Raw genomic sequence first — 19,081 nt, forward strand, 5'->3', positions numbered from 1 at the left:
CGGCCACTAGCCAACTGTTTAGCGCCCGCTTGAGTAAATTACATTGTGCCATTCATACGGTTTGGTTTAGCTTATTAACAAAATGTTTAACAGCCTTTTCAGCCACTAATACATCAAAGCCATTTTTACAGTCCAAGTGGACAAAACCACCATAGTGTATACCTAAATATTCAAATGTATCTGTAAAAGAATTCATAAAAGAATGGTCTATCACTTCACTGCTTGAAGTCGACACGATATAACCTACTTTACTTTTTAATGCACGCCTTTGATCTTTTAAGGCTTGTACAGACAACAAATCAGACATTCTATCAATGAATATTTTCATTTGAGCGCTCATAGCAAACCAATATACCGGTGAGGCAAAAACTATATTTTCATATTTCAATAACCTATCCATAAGGGGTAAAAAATCATCCCCACAATTTTTATGATTATAATCAAAAGGTGAAATATTCTTTAATGCTAAATCTACAACCTCAATACGTAATTGACCCGCAATTAGATCAATTAATTTCCCTGTATTGCCATCCCGTCTCGAACTACCTATTAGCGCAATAGTTTTATTCATGCTCAAACCTGCTGACAATATTGACAGAAAAACCCCTCATAAAGCTAACTTACAACCTTGTGGGTTAGTTAAAAACTAGCGCGGTAATTAGTCGATTAAACACCTAAAGAACTATGTTAGCGACAATAACGATAACATAGTTTTTATTGCTTTAGATACCGCATCAATCCTTTGTATTAAACGCAGACATCAATAACGACAGGTTATTTCAAGGCTTAGCACTTATTTTTATTCCCATAATAACGCTGTTGAAAATTGTGCTACTGAGTTTATTTTCACTACAAATAAAGGTCTGGCAAGCGCAGAATCAATACCGTAATAGTCCGCGCTAAAGATTAATCTACTACCTGTTTACTGGCGGTAGTTATCAAAAAAACGCCTAATCTTACTGGTTGATTCAAGCCAGTAGAGGGTTGGATATTGCTCAATTAATTATCGATGCCTGAGTTAAGTTTAGTTGTTTTTTCAACTTCGCAAAAAGCAATAAAACCATTACAATGCGATCATTTACAATCGTAATACAGGCTATTTAATTGAAACTCAGTAAAAGATTACAGCATATTGAGCAAATGGTAACCGCGGATTATACCCACATTTGGGATTGCTGCTGTGATCACGGCTTTTTAGGGGCAAGTTTATTGTCTCGACAAGCGGGCCAAAATATACATTTTGTTGATATAGTGCCTGAGCTAATAACAGCAATAGAAAGTAAGCTACAAGAGTTTTTCCCATATTCGATTTCAGCGTGGAAAACACATTGTCTTGATGTCGCCAAGTTACCCTTGCAACAATACCAAGGCAAACACTTAGTCATCATTGCGGGTATTGGCGGTGACTTAATGATCCAATTCATTGATGCTATTCAGCAAAAACATCCCGACATGAAGATTGATTTTTTGCTCTGTCCGGTCAACCAACAATTTGCACTACGTGAAAAATTAATCGCGCTAAAGTTCAGTTTGAAAAATGAAGTGTTAGTTAAAGATAATCGCCGCTACTATGAAGTGATATTGGTTTCATCAACAAGCGATACTCATAAAGAAATTAGCCCTGTAGGTCATGACATTTGGCAATCAGTTAGCGCTGAACAAGCAAGTGTCGTTAAACAGTATTTAGATAAAACACTCAAGCATTACAAGCGAGTTCAACAAGGAAGCACAGTAGATATTGCTCATATCATTAGTGCTTATAATAGCAAAACCTAACACCCCTATTTTAGTGCTTTAACAGCTTGGGCCCAGTAGAAAATCGAATGGTTATTTCTCCTGTGCATCGTCACTGGCATGGTCATTGAAATAAGCTTGTTTATATAAAAGCCATTCACTTTTACCCTAAAGCTAGACCCTATAGATATAGCGTCTATAAATACAGAATAAAACTCATACCTAACACTTTAAAAACCACCCTTTCTTGGTCAAAGACCTGTTCCAACAGTCAGGTATTTAAGGTTAAACCCCGCAAAATCAAAGCTCTCGAATAGTTCAGATATGTGCTTTGGTCTTTTAATACTGTCAATTTCAATTTATAATGCACTGATTGTTCAGAGTTAATCGTACACATTTTTGAAAAAATTAGTGGAGGACTTTTTAGTGGGAGACTTTAATGGCAAGTAAATTTACCGACACAGAAAATAATGCCGACAGGCCGCCAAATAGAAAAAATTTGTTGGCCTTTTTTCGAGGTACTTACTCCCCTTGGCTGATATTTTTATTAAGTTTGTCTGTAACCTTTATTGCTTGGTCGCTCACTAACAAATCTCATCAACGTCATACTCAAGATTTATTTACCTTTGAGGTCGTCCAAACCCTTCAAGCGATCGAACAACGTATGCGAGGATATGAGCAAGTCCTGCGCGGCGGTATAGGATTATTTAAAGCCAGTACTCATGTCAGTCGTCAAGAATTTCATGATTATGTCAGCAAGTTGGAAGTTGATAAACGTTGGCCTGGCATTCAAGGTATTGGTTATGCTGTTATGTTGAAGCCAAAAGAAAAAGACATATTTGTCAATGCACTGAGGCTAGAGGGCTTTAATGAATTTAATGTTTTTCCAGCAGGTCTGCGTGAACAATACAGTAGCATTCTCTATCTTGAGCCATTCACAGCTAGAAATCAGCGCGCCTTTGGATACGATATGTACTCAGAAAAGTCTCGTCATATCGCCATGGATATTGCTCGTGATAATGGTAATGTCGCACTTTCCGCTAAGGTTAAGCTGGTTCAGGAAAGTGACCATGATTTGCAGAATGGATTTCTCATGTATCTCCCTTTATATCAAAACGGAGCAGCCATTGAAAACATAGCCCAGCGCCAAAAAGAACTCATCGGCTATGTATACAGCCCATTTCGCATGGATGATCTGATTGAAGGCATTCTCTTAAGTGCTAAAAATTACCAAATAAATTTTTCAATATATGACGGAGATTCACAAGCGATAGAAGATCTCCTTTACAGCCCCAAAATTAAGCCAGACTCTGTCTCTAATCCTGATATAAAAGCATTTACACCGCGTTTTTCTGTTGTTAAAACCATTGAGTTTCCAGGCCGAAATTGGACTCTACACTTTCGCAGCACCTACGTTTTTGAAAGTATTCTTAAAAACAACTTAGCTACATTAATCGGTTTTACTGGCACAACTTTATCGGTACTTTTACTGTTTGTACTGCTAAATATTGCCCGTAGCAGTACAAAAGCCCGCGAGGCAAGCGCGGAATCAAAAGTATTGATCGACCGATTAAAAGCAGGCGCTTCAGCTGGGATTGTCGGGATTTATGATTGGGATGTTAAAAATAACATTTTGAATTGGGACTCTGTCATGTACAGATTATATGATATAGACAAGTCAAACGTTGAAAATTTACAACAGGCATGGTTTTCCAGAATACATATAGACGACCAAGCGTATGTTGACGGTGAAATACAGGCGGCGCTTAGAAATGAGCGAGAATATAGCCTCGAATTTCGTGTTTTGTGGCCAGATAACTCAGTGCATTATATTAAAGCGGTCTCAAAAACCTCTTTTGACCATGCTGGTAGAGCGATTCGAATTGTTGGCGTAAATTATGACATTACTGAGCAAAAAAATCTGCAAATACGTCTTAATAAGCAAGCCTCGTATGATCAGTTAACCCAGCTTCCTAATCGTCGTTTGATCAATGACAGATTAAAACAAGCGATAGCTTTTACTGATCGCAATGAAAAAAACATGGCTATTCTTTTTATTGATTTAGACGACTTTAAACAAATAAATGATAGCTATGGCCATCATGTTGGTGATTGGTTATTAATCGAAGTATCTAACCGTATTCAAGCTTGTTTGCGCACTACCGACACCGTTGGACGTTTAGGTGGGGATGAGTTTGTAGTGATTCTCCCTACTATTTATCAGCACGCCGAGGACGTAGCCAATAAAATACGAATAACTTTGGAAAATGATTTTGTCATGGATAATGATGAGCTGCTGACTATTTCCTCAAGTATTGGTGTAGCAATTTATCCTCAGCATGCAACAGAGCAAGCTCTGTTGATGGAGTGCGCCGATAAGGCAATGTATGAGGCAAAGAAAAGAGGACGGAATAAAGTAATGATTTTTGGAGATTTTTAAAGCTTGAAAAATCAAACAATTGAAAACCAAACAACAAATTTTTCTTTGCTGCGCGACAAAATAATGAACACACCCCAGTATGCCTGCGTTCAAAGATTTTATCACTGAGTTCATCTTCACTGTATAAAAAGGTGCGGCGAACGCCGCCTGAAATACAGTATTTATTAAGCGTATCTATTAAACGGATGAGTTGTTTTCTGGCTATAAGCATCAAGAAATTATTTGCTGTCACCAGTACAATAATGCTAATAGAGCGGCTAATAACTTTCAATAAACTTGTGATATTCAAGTTTATTTTTTAGTCGTAAATAACTCAATATCCTCACCTGCTTACTCTATTATTACTGTTGATCTTTACCTTGGTTATTAACAACAAGGCCGATATCTAAGTCACTGTTTATACCGAGATGGACTCACAGTTCAGCAATATGGATGATACTCATCTGAACATCTACATGGATGAAGTAGGCGTCAAACACATCTAGTACTTTCGACTCGTTGCGCCGGCTTTTCAGGCGCTGTTTTCAGGAGTTGTGGGGAATAATTAGGGCATCTATCTGCTAGTTATTTTCTCTCATAAATTTTGGCAGGAAATGTTCGACAAACTGGCAGTATTCAATGCTCTGTTCTAAAGTATAAGTGAGAAAGGAGAATGATATTTTTACTCAGGTCGTGTGAGTCGGTGTTTATATCAAGGCAGTTCCTTTTGTAGGGTCTTGCATAAAACGTATCTCAAAACAGTTTTAACGTCTCACAAGATCGACTTTAGCTTATAGAAGATATTGGCCAAACAGGAGAAAACTGTCATGTACAAAACTATTACAGCAAAATATAAAGATAAAGATGCCCTTACAAATGTCGCTGATGAACTGGTGAATAAAGATATCCCCAGGGAGAATTTTTTTATCGATGAAAAAATTTCACAGATCAAGGTAATGATGCCAGAGAGTGCAAAACAGGAAATAATGGATATTCTAAATCGTCATGGACCTACTGAAGTTCACTAGGCGATTAACAGGTTAAAGCTGTCACGCAGTATAGCGATTACAGCAGATACAGAGCAAAGGAACTGGCATAATAATCTGCGATGGGATAACTGAATGAGAAATTTTAAAACAGGTGAATAGCCTGTTTTTTTGACTTAGGTAGAAAAAACTGATTAATAAGTAAGCTAGATGATAATAATTAGGAACTGTATAAAACAGCTAACTATTGAGCGACCTAGCTAATTTTCTTGTTAGCGCTTTTTAATACCCCTGATAAAACTAATATGGAAATAACTACAGTAATATCAATCGCTATATGAAAACCAAAATTGAGATCTTGCGTATCTTGTCTAGGAACCAATGATTGAATAAAGAGACTATCTGGATTACATTTGATCAGCTGCTACTATGAGCAAATTACGCCATATTCCAAGAATACTTTCTCTCTGTTGTGTTCATAGTTCAATTACTGATCATTCATCCATGACATTTCCAACATTAATTAAATGACTAACAACTGAATAAGAGGAGATGTCCCTTTTATTCTAAAAAAGAGCCCTCTTATTTATTCTATATATTTACACCCAACCTTTGCAGCGATGACCATTGCTAACTTACAGCTAAACTGCAGCTTTCGTTTTAAAAAAATAATGAAAACTCCCTCTTCCAAACTTAAAAAAACACTACAACATTTTGTAATAACAGCAATAGCTTGGTTGATTTTACGCCACCCAGTTAACACAGCACACACTTATCAGGCCTATTAATTTACTTATATACAGGTACGGCTAATGAGTGCATTTTGTTGCTTAATTTCACTAGCGTTGTTGTCGGTTACTGCGATCGCCAAATCTATTTTAGCTGTAGTGCATTGCTCAGATAGTGCTTTATTCATTAGATAAGTTTGATCTTTTTGTTGCTGGGTTAGCCCTTCAGCGCCGCTGTATTGATCTCTGTCTTCAGGGTTTCTATCTTTTTGGTACGGGGGTGGTTGAGTTGTGCCGCATGCTGTTAAGAAAACGAGCAGCGATAATGGTATTAATTTATTGAACATTGTTGAAACTCCCTGCGCAAATAGCGCTGTATCCTTGTGCCTATGGCACTATATTTCTTTGTGCTTAAAGCACTCTATTATGGATAAATTTTAGTAAACTCAGCACAATATTTCTTATTTAGCTAATGTTAATATCTCATAGTATCAGTTATTTAGAAAACGTTAATAGACACATTTTTAGCAACAATGATATATCAACGAAATCTTTGGGCGAACCGTTATTTTCAACTCAGACTAAGTTAACTCGAGCTAAGCTATATTCACTCAAGTAAGTTAACTCAAGCTATATTAACTCAACTTAGGTTAACTCAAGTCAAATCAAGTTATTAAGCCTCAATACCCCAGCCATCGTTGAAGCCTTCAAATTTTGTTGCTAGCAGCTCAAACTCAGCTTCTTGCGCGACAATAGCATCATAACTTGGTGTCATGGTTACTGTGCAGTTTAAATCCCACACATTGGGTAACTCGTCGGGTTCTAGCGTTACCACCATGTCTGGCGCTTTTTCAGCTAAATGCTCGATCATAGCTTGCGCTTGTATTTCTTTTTCAAATAAGTGGAAAAATACTACTGGGTGCATTTCATTTAAGTTAATGCCAGCCGCTTGCATTTCAGTTAATACTTGGCCTGTTTCATCGTCGGGGAAGGTCATATCAGATACAATTTATTAAAAACAATGCCTTATTATATACCCAAAGCCATTCAAGATGCTCGTTTGGCTGATAATTAAAAGCTATTTAGGCAAGACAATTATTTTTAGCGCTGGTTGTATAAACGTTGCGCTAGCAAAAATAATTAACGCCGCTTAAATAGCCTTTTAAGCGACGGGTGAGATGATCATTAACACTAATTGAGCGTATTCACTAGCGTGCAAATATTTTGCTGACAAGCGAGTTGGCTTTGCGGATTTACCGTTGGGCAAGTGTTCATGGTAATACGCTGCGTGGCTATTTTTTTAAGTTGCGATGCTCCTATAAGATTACTGGCTAACTTACAGTCGATATTTTTGAATTTAACGGTAACGACTTGGCACTGTGCTAACGTGATGCAAGTTAAGTTGTTGATCAATGTGTTTTCAAAGTTATTCATAATGTTAGCGTCAGTTTCTGGTTTAGCAACATCGGTCATACTTTGACGTAAAAGCGGTTTTTTTTGCTGTAGCTGAGTCTGTTGCGCCAATGGGTACTTAGGTGGCATGGTCGCTTTTTCATTTTCCGACAGAAAATAGCCCAAGCCGAGTAGAATGACCATGGAACAGGTCAGGGTAAATAATGTAATAACTAGCCACTTAATCGTCATGTAAGCTGCTCCTTTAAGTTAACAATTTGGCTTATATTTTTGCCACGAGGATAATCGCGCAACATGCTATCAACCGCTTTACTAATTTTTTCCTGCATTTCGCGGCTATTATCTTGAGGTTTAAAACCTAACGGATAGATACTGCGCCAGACTGAACGTTGATTTTCTGGGTCGATAATATCGATAATCAAACTACCGGGGTCTAGCTTTTTTTCTAACTCTAGGCGCGTGTTTTTGCCTGCTCTTAAACAATAACCACAATATTTCACCTGCTGATCATATTTTTTAAGTTCGGCAAAATTGTTATCAAGCACGTGATAAGCAATAAGTATATCGGCCTTGATAAAAGTTTTATAACGAAAGCCATTTTCGTTAAAGCCTTGCTCAATAGCCAGTTCAATGGTGTTTCGGATAGTGTCGTTGAGGTTTTGTAAATCACCAAAGGCGGAGTTACGACCATAAGTGCTATAGCTTTCAACGGCCGAAAAATCAAAGCCATCACGAAATGACGTGGTAGCACTGTTCATAGATGAACAAGCAACAAGGTTGATTATTAACGCCAAGCAGCTAAGTAATCTAATATTTGTCATGTTAGCTTCAAACAATAAATAATCCCCTAGATTACCAAGCTAGTTGTAAATTACAACTTTTCCTATGATATCGCTCACCTTTAACATCGACATATATCAAGGTGTTAATCTCGCAAAGTCTTGTTCTTAAAAAGAATAAAGTCGTCAGGGCAATGCAAGAGCAATGATCGAGATGGCTAGAAACAACCATGTGAACTTAACATTGCCTACATAGATGTCGGTACTTATTTTTTCTGGAAATAAAACTGACGGTACTTACTGTCGATAAAAAAACCAGTAACAACTACTGGCTTCTTAACAACAGGTTAATTTGATAGGGTTTACTTAACCGTAACCTTAGCAAATTTACGTTTACCGACTTGGTATATGGCCGTTGAGCCAACACTGATCATCAGCTTATTGTCGACAACTTTCTCGCCTTCAATTTTCGCCGCACCTTGCTTTATCATCCGCATAGCTTCAGAAGTACTGGCGACTAAACCGGCTTCTTTTAACAAGTTAGTAATGGCAATTTCACCATTTTGGGCCATCACGTCTATGTCTGATATGTCGTCAGGTACAGCACCTTTTTGAAAGCGATTAATAAATTCTTGATGAGCCGCTTCAGCTGCTGCCTTATCATGAAAACGCTCAATTAGCTCTTTAGCTAAGTCAATTTTCACATCACGAGGATTAGAGCCTGCGGCAATATTTTCTTTATAACCATTAATCACATCAATCGGTTTAAAGCTAAGTAGCTCATAGTAGCGCCACATTAAATCATCAGAAATCGACATGATTTTACCAAACATATCATTCGGTGCGTCAGTAATACCAATATAATTATTTAACGACTTAGACATTTTTTGCACGCCGTCTAAGCCTTCAAGTAATGGCATCATAAGCACAGTTTGTGGACGTTGCCCTTCTGCCTTTTGCAGTTCACGGCCCATTAATAAATTAAATTTCTGGTCGGTACCACCTAATTCAACATCAGCCTCTAAAGCCACTGAGTCCCAACCTTGCACTAACGGATACATAAACTCATGAATCGCAATGGCTTGGCCGCCATTATAACGTTTTTTAAAATCGTCGCGTTCCATCATACGCGCAACAGTTTGGCGTGAAGCTAGCTTTAACATACCTGCGGCGCCAAGTTTTTCCATCCACGTTGAGTTAAAGGCAACCGTGGTTTTCGCTGGGTCTAGAATTTTAAATACTTGTTCTTTATACGTTTCAGCGTTTGCTAAAACATCTTCTTTCGTTAAGGCCTTGCGCGTAACATTTTTACCAGTGGGATCACCAATCATGCCAGTAAAGTCACCAATTAAGAAAATAACCTCATGACCTAACTGTTGAAACTGCCGTAACTTATTTATCAATACGGTATGACCCAAATGCAAATCTGGTGCTGTTGGATCAAAACCAGCCTTAATTTTTAACGGTTTTCCTAGTTTTAACTTGGCCAACAATTCATCTTCTAGCAGAATTTCTTCTGCACCGCGTTTTATTTCTGCAAACGCTTGGCTTACATCTGACATGACTAGGCTCCACAGGGGTGTATATACACTTTCCACTTCAAGGTGCGGGTATATAACAAATAAATTAATTAATTGTCGAATTCTACTGTAATTTTAACTGTGGTGAAAACCCTATCATTGTTTAGCACGATATTATTTTGTTATAATAAAAAACAGTTGTCGCATTAAAACTCAATTTATAGGCCTTATCTTTTTGAAAAATATAAAAAATTTATATTTTGCCCTGCCAAAACAGCATCAAATAATTATTACTGCATGTGCTGTTGTAGTGTTATTTTTATTAATCATGCCGTTAAAGAGCAGTGATCAAGCAACGTTGAGTAACGATGTCGAATTTAAAGTGGGCCAGCGCTATCAAGTCGCTATACCCGAGCAGACAGGTTATGTTGATCCGCCCGTTAGTATTCAATTACCCGTTCAACCCATCGACGCGTTACAAATTACACAAGAGCCTATCAGGGATCTGCCGAGTAATATTGAAGAAGACGCGGCACAATTGCAGTGGCAATCGGTTAAGGTAAAAAATGGCGACTCGCTAGCAAAAATATTTAAACGCAATAGCTTAGATGCTACCACTACTTACAAAGTGATCACCGCCGAAGGTGAAGGTAGTAAATTGCTGAAAAAACTCAGTGTTGACGACATCATGCGCATAGGTAAAGACGGTGAAGGTAACTTAGTCTCACTTGAGTATCCGTTATCAAAAAATGAGACCTTATTCGTTAATTTACAAAATCAGCAATATCACGCTTATAAAGAGAGCAAAAGTGTTGAGATCCGTGAAGCTATTGCCCATGGCGTAATTAAAGCAAATTTTTGGCTTGCTGCTGCCTCTGCGGGTCTAAATGATGGGCAGATTATCAACTTAGCAAATGTTTTCGGCTGGGATATTGATTTTGCTTTGGATATTCGTGCAGGCGATAGCTTTAATGTGGTTTATGAAAACCAATATGTTGAAGGTGAGTTTATTGGCACTGGCAACATAGTCGCAGCAGAATTTATTAATCAAGGTGAGACTTTTCAAGCCATTCGCTACACTAACGGCGAGTATTACTCTGCAGAAGGCAGAAGTATGCGCCAAGCCTTTTTGCGGGCGCCGGTCAGCTTTAAATATATTAGCTCTAATTTTAAACTCAAACGTTTCCATCCAGTACAAAAACGTTGGAAAGCTCACCGTGGAACTGACTATGCGGCTAAAACAGGCACACCCGTTGTTGCCGCAGGTGATGGTAAAGTCGTACAAGCGGGTTACGACAAGTATAATGGCCACCACGTATTTCTACAGCATGGCAACGGCATTGAAACCAAATATATTCACTTTTCAAAACGGGCCGTTAAAAAAGGCGAACGCGTCAAACAAGGACAGGTCATTGGTTATGTCGGCTCTACCGGCTTAGCAGCAGGGCCACATTTACATTATGAATTTTTACTGAATGGTGTACATCGCAATCCTAGAACGGTGAAACTGCCAGACGCTGAACCTATTAGCAGTAAATATCGACAAGCATTTGACGTGATAGCAAAACAGCGACTAGCAGAGCTGATGGGTTCACGACGTATAATGCTCAGTATGCAGTCAAGCGCGGAATAATATGAGCAACAAAATGCGATATATTGGCCTAATGTCAGGCACTAGCGCCGATGGCATTGATCTCGCGCTAGTCGAATTTGATGGTGATCAACCACAACAAGCCAATGGCGCAAGTTTAGTTGCAAGCTATTATCAGGCTTACGATAACAACACTCAACAAAAAATAATGAGTTTATATAACGCTAGCGCTAATGAAATTGATCGCGCTGGTAGCCTGAATATCGAGTTAGCTCAGCAATTTTCTCAAGCCATTATAAAATTTTTACAGCAAGAAAAACTCTCTTTAGCAGATATCACCGCTATCGGTTGTCATGGGCAAACCATTCGACACCGCCCGGTGAAAAACTCACAGATAACAACGCCTTTTACCCTGCAAATAGGCTGTTTACAAACCTTAGCGTTATTGACCGGCATTCGTGTGGTTGGTGATTTTAGAACCAAAGATATTGCTCTAGGTGGCCAGGGAGCGCCATTAGTACCTGCTTTTCACCAAGCTATTTTTGGCTCAACTGAAAAAGACGTTTTTGTGGTCAATATTGGTGGTATTGCTAATATTACCTTTCTACCAAAAAATGCCCCCCATAAAACCACGGGTTTTGATACCGGTCCAGGTAATGCCTTAATGGATTATTGGTTTGAACTGCACCAGTCAGGGCGCTATGACGCTAAAGGCCAGTGGGCCAATTCAGGTCAAGTCTGCGATAAATTACTGCAAGCGATGTTAAGTGAACCCTACTTCTCACAAGCTGCCCCTAAAAGTACTGGACGAGAGTATTTTAACGCCCAATGGTTAGCAAAATTTACCGACCAAAGCCAATTAAAACCTGCCGATATTCAAGCAACATTAACCGCCTTAACCGCCGAAACAATCGCACAAGAAATCAACCAACTAAGTACCAAGTCTGACGTATACATTTGTGGTGGCGGCATTGAAAATAATTACTTAGTTTCATTATTAAATCAAAAGCTTAATAACCATTCAGTCGTAAATACTCAAACCAAAAATATCAATAGTGATTCATTAGAGGCCATGGCATTTGCTTGGCTAGCCTTAGCATTTGATAAAAATATTTTTGGTAACATTCCCGCGGTAACAGGGGCTAACAAGCCGGCTGTTTTAGGTATCAGTGTTAAGCCTTAAAAATTAACTAGATATGCATATTTTTCCCTTTATAATAACTCCATACTGTCGAAAAAAAGCACGTTAATCGCGGAATATTTGAACTATTTTAGCGATGTATGTTCTAATTAAATTGTAGCGTTTGCTTAATCGAATGCACAGTTCGATTCGATGTTCGACAACAAACGAGGAGAAAAGACAGTGGAATTTACAGACATACATATTGGTATGAAATGCGGTAGTAAAAAAGGTAGTGGCACGGTGACTTGGATTGATGGTTCAACCCGTACTATTTATATGGCAAATACCGATCACAACGACAGTTTTGCCGTTGGCTTTGAAGAGATTATTGAAGATCCTCAAGCGCACAACAAAGAAGACCTCTACTACTAAATTTTTCTTTACTTGCCTGATGAAAAACCTGATGAAAAACCTAATGAAAAATTAGCTCCTGTGGAGCTTTTTTTATTACCTGTGTTACATTGCTAACACACTGTGCTGCTATAGTTTATTGCTACCTTATATCCTTATACAGTGATCCATAAACTAAATTTTGCGGTATAACTATTATATAAAATTATTATATAAAACTAATATGTCTAAATGGAAAATAACTTATTTAGACAAGCGTTAACTCAAGGAACAATGATGAATATTCTTATTACCGGAGGTAGCGGCCTAATAGGTCGAGCACTGATCCAGCACCTGAATGCCGAACGCATTATTGTTTTAACCCGTAATCCTGAAAAAACAGCCAACATAATGCCTGATAATATTGAATTTATTAGTACACTTGACGAAATTGACTTTAATGAACTTGATGTGGTTATTAATTTAGCCGGTGAAGCCATTGTTGACAAAAGATGGTCAAATGCACAAAAAAATACTATTTGCCAAAGTCGCTGGAAAATAACCCAAAAGCTAGTTGAAAAAATACAAGCAGCGACTAATCCGCCACATAGTTTAATTTCCGGCAGTGCTATCGGCTTTTATGGCCGCCAAGGCGCATTAGCGATAGATGAGAGCTACCAAGAGATACACGATGAGTTTAGTCACAAGGTTTGCCAAAAGTGGGAAGCAATAGCCCAAACTGCCGCGTCAGATAAAACCCGCGTTTGCATTATAAGAACCGGTATTGTCTTGGCTGAAAACGGTGGTGCGTTGCAAAAAATGTTACTGCCATTCAAATTTGGCCTTGGTGGACCTATTGCTAGCGGTGAGCAATTTATGTCATGGATACATATTGATGACATGGTTGCTGTTTTGTTAGCGGCAGTCTACCAAACTTCACTCACGGGTATTATCAATGCTACAGCGCCTATGCCAGTCAGTAATCAAGAATTTTCAGAAACCTTAAGTGCCGTACTCAAACGCCCGTGTCTGTTCAGAGTTCCAGCTTTTGTATTACGTGCATTAATGGGCGAGTCAGCAGATTTAGTCCTATATGGCCAAAACGTTTTACCGAGCAAGCTACTCAATAATAACTTTAAGTTTCAATACCCTTCATTAGAGGTAGCACTAAAACAACTCTTAGTTAAGCCATAAAGCGACCTAAACTGGGTTGTAGCTCAAAAGAAAATTTTTCCACACAGTAAGTGCCTTGATATTGTCGCCAGTGAAATTTTTCCTGAAAAAATTGTCGCTGGTAATATTTCCCCTAAAAACACTTTCGCTTGTGAGATTTTTACTCGCGAATGTGTTGACGGTAATACCATAGCTACAAGTACTTAGTCACTATTGAGTATGGCGTTATTTATGCTGATGCTTGCTACTTTTCTAACCTGATTTTAAACGACACTCACTAACAACCAAACAGATTATTTAATTGATCAATATATTGATTTGTATCAAAAAGCTTGCGAGTTCAACTTGAACGAACAGCACATTTTTACTATCGTGATAACCAATAACTTAATCGAACCGGGCTTAACCCATAGCCTTTGGTATAAAACAGAAATATCAAAAGTGGTGGCATAAGCGGGGATTACTTTCAGGAGAATAAAATGAAAAAACCTTTATACCTTGTTGCCGTCGATGGCAGTCAGTGGAGTTTACGAGCCGTTGAGCGAGCCATTGATTTAGCCAGTAAAACTGGTGCTAAGGTAATGTTATTAATGGTAAAAGATTGGTCATATTTACAACCTGTACTACTTGAAGGTACCTCGCCAATCATAGTAGATCAAACAGCTGAAGAAAACGATACCAGAGCTAAAGTGTTAGCGCCATTAGTTGAAAAATACCACAATGTAAACGTAGAGATCACCACAGATCTTATTTGGGGTGATCCTGCCACCGTGATAAAAGAGCAAATTAAAGCATTACACGCGAATATGCTCTTTGTCGGCCGCCAAGGACGATCTCAGATTGTTGACATATTACTTGGCAGTGTGGCTAATAAATTAGCTCATCATGTCGGCATACCCATTGTGCTAGTGCCATAGTCAATGAGTGAGTTATACCAAGTTGATTAATTATCTGCTCATTTTTAATGCTTAAAATAAAAAAGCAGCACACTTAATTAGTCAAATGGGTGTTAAACAGTAATTTTTATATAACACTTTGGTTTTAAAACGGAAAAAGGTGAGCAGATGCTCACCTTTTTTATATTATTTACCCTATAACAACTGTTTTCTCAGAAGCTAGTTATTAATTAACTATATGATCTAAAACGGGATGTCATCATCAAAATCAATAGTTGGTTCTTGTGGATTCACTTTAGGTGCATTCTGTTGAGAGCCACCTTGTTGCTGCTGAAAACCACCAGAATGTTGCGGCGCAGACTGTTGTTGGAAGCCACCGGACTGTTGTGAAGATGATTGCTGAGCTGGTTGCTGTTGAAAGCCACCACTTTGCTGTGCAGGTTTATTATAGGCTTGCTGAGGTGCAGCTTGCTGGTTAAAACCACCACTTTGTTGTTGTGGTTGTTGCTGTTGAAAACCACCTGATTGTTGAGGAGCTTGCTGGTTAAAACCGCCTGCACTGGCTCCGCTACCGCCACGAGAATCTAACATTTGCAGCGTACCGTTAAAGCCTTGAACAACAATTTCAGTCGTGTATTGGTCTTGGCCTTGTTGGTTTTGCCACTTACGTGTTTGCAAAGCGCCTTCAATATAAACTTTAGAACCTTTCTTTAAATATTCACCGGCAATTTCAGCTAGTTTGCCAAACATCACCACACGGTGCCATTCAGTTTTTTCTTTTTGTTCACCCGTTTGCTTGTCTTTCCAAGTTTCAGAAGTTGCAATAGTAAGGTTAGCAACCCCTCCACCATTAGGCATATGACGCACTTCAGGGTCTTTCCCTAAGTTACCTAAAATTATTACTTTATTGACACCAGCCATGAACAAAATCCTATATTTGCAGTAAAGTATTACTTTACTAATTTAGTACTTTCCAAACGTCAACTCGCTCAGAATATTTATTTTTAATAACAATACCTAGATTCTAACACTACGAGTAAAAAATTACGCTAGGTTTGCACTATTTTTGTGAAATACTTTATTGCTAATACCCTAATAACGACCCACCAGAATATAACGGTTTTTCGCTAGTAAACTGGTCTCAGATAAAGTTTTTAAAGCACTTTGATTTTCATCGTAAAAATTCATGTAACCGCACTCACTGAGTGCAATTTTACTTTGCTTGCTCTTAACTCAGGGTGTTTTTATGAAAATCTAACTGAGGTTAATTAAAATAAAGACCGATATAAAAGTAATTGATAACGCTAATTATTCAATGAAATGCTCATTCATAATACTAATTGTTGGTGCTAATATCTTTTGGGATTTTTTAGTTTTATGGTCAAAATGCACCATTACAGCAGTACCTGATGCACATTTTTTATCTTGCTGCCAAGCTTCTTGATAGACGTCAAACGAGCTATTGCCAATGCGGCTAATATAGGTTTTTAATTCGACATCAGTGCCATATTGCAGCTCAGCATGAAATTCAACCGTCGTTTTAGCTAAAATTAATTTCCAATCTGTTAGGTTTAAATCAGGTGAGAACCATTTAAAAACTGGATCGCGTGCCCCCTCAAACCATTGTGCAACCACGGTATTATTAATGTGACCTAGCCCATCCGTTTCACAAAATCTTGGTCTTATACATTCTTTAATCATAATGACTCTCTACATCGCTTTATTATATAAATAATTAACTATTTTAATTGCTGCTATCAACACTTGAGTAGATCGATAGCTCGGTATTGGGTGATTGTCATTTCATTAAGCCTAATACCAATTGAAAAAACAAGGCTTAGTAAATGAACATTGCGACACATACTACAGAGATTTTTCAGCAAGGTAATTAAATTAGCGCTAGTTTGTTGTATGCTAAAGCCAGATGAGTAATAAGAAAATAGCCATGACAGACTTTATTGAAGTATACCCTAACGCACTCAGTCCCGAGTTTTGTAAAAAATTCATCCTCGATTTTGACAATAGCCCACACCAAGTGCCCGGCAGAACGGGTAACGGCGTTGATACCACTAAAAAGCTCAGCCACGATATTTATCTCGGCCAACATGCAGAGTTTCAACCGGCATTGCAAACAATTTTACAGGCCTGTAGCGAACAAATTACCGATTATATTGGCAAATATTTTTTTAGTTTAATTGGCGGTATATCGCTAACAGTACAGCATCCTAAAACCAAGCAGGCCGTAGTATTGACTGTTGATAACTTTGAAGAAGTGGGCAAACCTAACTTATTTAACTTGATAAAGTATTTGTTTCACTTAGCCCCGGTTAACGCCCAACGTTATGAACAAGGTAAGGGTAATTATGGCTATTGGCACTCAGAAATATTTCCACAACCCGGTGAGAACAAAGCGCTGCATCGGGTATTACTGTTTTTAATCTATTTAAATGATGTTGAAGAAGGTGGTGAAACTGACTTTTATTACCAAAATAAAAGCATTAAGCCTAAAGCCGGTAGTATGGTTATTGCGCCATGCGGTTTTACTCATACTCATCGAGGCAACATTCCTATTTCATCGAATAAATACGTCTTAACCTCTTGGGTGAGTTTTAATCCAGCCAAACAGATTTATACCCCAAGTTAGCAAAAAAATACCCGCCATTAGGCTTGTATCTTAACGGCTTTGTCAGAAAAAAGTCATTGCGGGACTTAGTGTAAGTCAGCAATTAAAGCTCTACGCCCTTAACGATAAATGATATCAGCTTGCTCAATTTCAGCCTTTATTAGTCACTTGCGCTAAAGTCAACATTATCAATGCCACTTAGCTTCACATAATAAAAAAGCATAATGTGGTCATTATGCTTTTTAGTTACTGAGTGAAATTGTTAACAAAACTCAACATTCACCACTAAAGAAAGCGTTTGAGTAAGCGATCTATTTGTGTCATACGTAATTTTTTCAGCAGCTTACGCGGTTTATCTGGATAACTTTGTACACTCTCGATGTCGCTTGGTTTATCTATTTTTTTTGTGTGTTGGCTAATACGTTGAAATTCTGCAGTAAATTTATCTAATAATTGACCTTTTTCATCATCAAGCAAAATAGCATTTTCTAAATCTAACGCCCAGGCTCTTGGGTTTAGGTTACTGCCGGTTAACAAGTGATAGCGTTCATCAACCACTAAGCCCTTCAAATGAAAACTGTTATTGTCATGCTGCCATAACCTTAGCGATAACGTGCCATTATCCAAATATTTTTGACGTCGTGACAAGAAAGTCGCTAATAAACGTTCATAAATATAAGGCACAACCTCAACCGTGGAGAAGGTGGCTTCATCGGCATTATAAAAATCATTGGCTTTTTTATCACCCACAATAAAGCTGATTTTAACACCACGCTTTAGTGCGGCATCTAAATCTCTTAATAAAGGTTTAGGTAAATTAAAATAAGGGGTGAAAATAACTAAAGTATCGCGACTGCTGCGTACTAAGTCTCTAATAACACGATTAAGTTGATTGCCTCTGCGACCGCAACCAACAAACATAGACGTTTGAATATCATCAGCTTTATAGTCGCGTTGATCGGCACTAAATGGACGATATGTTGATGACTTTAATAATCGAGTTAAACGAAGAATATTGCGTTTTACTATTTTGCTGTCTGGCAACTCGCCGTGGTTTAATCGTGGTGCCAAACTTGAGTCAATAAAGTAATCTTGCAGGTACTGGCAAAAATTATCCGCTAGCGCTTGGCTGTCTAAGCGATAATAGCGGTCGAGACGATAACGCCCCGCTTGTTGTAAGTACACATCATTAATACTCGCTCCGGTGTAAAGCAGCACGTTATCGATCACCATGCCTTTTAAATGTAAAACGCCAAGTAATTCCTTACGTTTAACCGGTACACCGTAAATATTAATCGATACTTGATGTTGCTGTTCAAGTGCTAAATAGAGATCACGATTACCACCAGACTCTTTTTCACCGATCAAACCACGTTGTGCGCGATGAAAATCAACAAACAAACAAATATCTAATGTGGGGGTCTGCTGTTTTGCTTGATATAAAGCGGCCAGCACTTCTCTGCCTGCTGCATCGTCTTGAATATAAAGCGCAGAAATATAAATACGTGACTTTGCTTGAACAATTTCAGCCAAGAGCATTTGCTTAAAATCAGCAGCGCAATGGGCAATATCTATATCGGTATTAGCGATCCCAACGTTAGAATTAACGATAACCATATTAGCGGTTGCCCGCTTGAGTAGTAGCTAAATTAAGTGTTTTATTATGATTCATTCAATCTAAGTATTATTTTCAAAGTAAACTAGCC

General features: G+C 38.2%; 18 protein-coding genes. 9 read left to right on the forward strand and 9 right to left on the reverse strand.

Annotation, left to right across the window (positions count from 1 at the left end):
* Positions 1 to 52: 52 nt before the first annotated feature.
* A complete protein-coding gene (locus H4J61_RS05595; protein ID WP_182184297.1) occupies positions 53 to 571 on the reverse strand; it encodes a flavodoxin family protein in 519 nt (172 codons plus the stop codon).
* A 533-nt stretch (positions 572 to 1,104) separates the two neighbouring features.
* Between H4J61_RS05595 and H4J61_RS05600 the strand changes: the two genes are divergently transcribed.
* From H4J61_RS05600 to H4J61_RS05610, 3 genes are all read left to right on the forward strand, one after another.
* A complete protein-coding gene (locus H4J61_RS05600; protein ID WP_182184298.1) occupies positions 1,105 to 1,776 on the forward strand; it encodes a tRNA (adenine(22)-N(1))-methyltransferase TrmK in 672 nt (223 codons plus the stop codon).
* A 397-nt stretch (positions 1,777 to 2,173) separates the two neighbouring features.
* Positions 2,174 to 4,174: a CHASE domain-containing protein gene (locus H4J61_RS05605; RefSeq protein ID WP_182184299.1), complete on the forward strand. Its 2,001-nt coding sequence runs from the start codon at positions 2,174 to 2,176 to the stop codon at positions 4,172 to 4,174.
* A gap of 806 nt (positions 4,175 to 4,980) precedes the next feature.
* On the forward strand, positions 4,981 to 5,181 hold the full coding sequence (locus H4J61_RS05610) for a hypothetical protein (protein ID WP_182135922.1): 201 nt from the start codon (positions 4,981 to 4,983) through the stop codon (positions 5,179 to 5,181).
* Between the two features lie 751 nt (positions 5,182 to 5,932).
* Here the strand turns inward: H4J61_RS05610 and H4J61_RS05615 are convergent.
* The 5 genes from H4J61_RS05615 to tyrS form a co-directional block, all read right to left on the reverse strand.
* Complete coding sequence (locus tag H4J61_RS05615; RefSeq protein ID WP_182135923.1) at positions 5,933 to 6,214, reverse strand: hypothetical protein; 282 nt, start codon at positions 6,212 to 6,214, stop codon at positions 5,933 to 5,935.
* A 326-nt stretch (positions 6,215 to 6,540) separates the two neighbouring features.
* Entirely contained in the window at positions 6,541 to 6,864 is a 324-nt protein-coding gene (locus H4J61_RS05620; protein ID WP_182135924.1) for a ribonuclease E inhibitor RraB, read from the reverse strand.
* Between the two features lie 194 nt (positions 6,865 to 7,058).
* Positions 7,059 to 7,511, reverse strand: coding sequence for a hypothetical protein (locus H4J61_RS05625; RefSeq protein ID WP_182184300.1), 453 nt, complete (start codon positions 7,509 to 7,511; stop codon positions 7,059 to 7,061).
* Complete coding sequence (locus H4J61_RS05630) at positions 7,508 to 8,101, reverse strand: DUF4136 domain-containing protein (protein ID WP_182184301.1); 594 nt, start codon at positions 8,099 to 8,101, stop codon at positions 7,508 to 7,510. The genes H4J61_RS05625 and H4J61_RS05630 overlap by 4 nt, the downstream gene beginning before the upstream one ends.
* A gap of 320 nt (positions 8,102 to 8,421) precedes the next feature.
* The gene (gene tyrS, locus H4J61_RS05635; RefSeq protein WP_182184302.1) at positions 8,422 to 9,621 is read right to left on the reverse strand and encodes a tyrosine--tRNA ligase; all 1,200 of its coding nucleotides are present in this window, start codon (positions 9,619 to 9,621) and stop codon (positions 8,422 to 8,424) included.
* Positions 9,622 to 9,814: 193 nt separating this feature from the next.
* On the opposite strand from tyrS, the gene H4J61_RS05640 reads away from it, so the two are divergent.
* From H4J61_RS05640 to H4J61_RS05660, 5 genes are all read left to right on the forward strand, one after another.
* Positions 9,815 to 11,212, forward strand: coding sequence for an OapA family protein (locus H4J61_RS05640; protein WP_220460906.1), 1,398 nt, complete (start codon positions 9,815 to 9,817; stop codon positions 11,210 to 11,212).
* 1 nt (position 11,213) lies between these two features.
* Positions 11,214 to 12,353: an anhydro-N-acetylmuramic acid kinase gene (locus H4J61_RS05645; protein ID WP_182184303.1), complete on the forward strand. Its 1,140-nt coding sequence runs from the start codon at positions 11,214 to 11,216 to the stop codon at positions 12,351 to 12,353.
* A gap of 180 nt (positions 12,354 to 12,533) precedes the next feature.
* Positions 12,534 to 12,725 carry a hypothetical protein gene (locus tag H4J61_RS05650; protein ID WP_182135929.1) on the forward strand — a complete coding sequence of 64 codons (192 nt, stop codon included), beginning with the start codon at positions 12,534 to 12,536 and terminating at the stop codon, positions 12,723 to 12,725.
* 210 nt (positions 12,726 to 12,935) lie between these two features.
* Complete coding sequence (locus tag H4J61_RS05655) at positions 12,936 to 13,877, forward strand: TIGR01777 family oxidoreductase (RefSeq protein WP_310650035.1); 942 nt, start codon at positions 12,936 to 12,938, stop codon at positions 13,875 to 13,877.
* 458 nt (positions 13,878 to 14,335) lie between these two features.
* The gene (locus tag H4J61_RS05660) at positions 14,336 to 14,773 is read left to right on the forward strand and encodes a universal stress protein (RefSeq protein WP_182184304.1); all 438 of its coding nucleotides are present in this window, start codon (positions 14,336 to 14,338) and stop codon (positions 14,771 to 14,773) included.
* Between the two features lie 222 nt (positions 14,774 to 14,995).
* Here the strand turns inward: H4J61_RS05660 and ssb are convergent, their stop codons facing one another.
* Both ssb and H4J61_RS05670 read right to left on the reverse strand, forming a co-directional pair.
* The gene (gene ssb / locus H4J61_RS05665; RefSeq protein WP_310649790.1) at positions 14,996 to 15,673 is read right to left on the reverse strand and encodes a single-stranded DNA-binding protein; all 678 of its coding nucleotides are present in this window, start codon (positions 15,671 to 15,673) and stop codon (positions 14,996 to 14,998) included.
* Between the two features lie 387 nt (positions 15,674 to 16,060).
* A complete protein-coding gene (locus H4J61_RS05670) occupies positions 16,061 to 16,453 on the reverse strand; it encodes a thioesterase family protein (RefSeq protein ID WP_182135933.1) in 393 nt (130 codons plus the stop codon).
* A gap of 244 nt (positions 16,454 to 16,697) precedes the next feature.
* On the opposite strand from H4J61_RS05670, the gene H4J61_RS05675 reads away from it, so the two are divergent.
* Positions 16,698 to 17,396, forward strand: a complete 699-nt coding sequence (locus tag H4J61_RS05675) for a 2OG-Fe(II) oxygenase (protein ID WP_182135934.1) — start codon at positions 16,698 to 16,700, stop codon at positions 17,394 to 17,396.
* 264 nt (positions 17,397 to 17,660) lie between these two features.
* On the opposite strand, the gene pssA is transcribed toward H4J61_RS05675, so the two are convergent.
* Positions 17,661 to 18,992, reverse strand: a complete 1,332-nt coding sequence (gene pssA, locus H4J61_RS05680) for a CDP-diacylglycerol--serine O-phosphatidyltransferase (RefSeq protein ID WP_182135935.1) — start codon at positions 18,990 to 18,992, stop codon at positions 17,661 to 17,663.
* Positions 18,993 to 19,081 lie beyond the last annotated feature (89 nt).

Origin of the sequence: Colwellia sp. MB3u-4 (genome assembly GCF_014077065.1) — a bacterium.
GTDB lineage: Bacteria > Pseudomonadota > Gammaproteobacteria > Enterobacterales > Alteromonadaceae > Cognaticolwellia.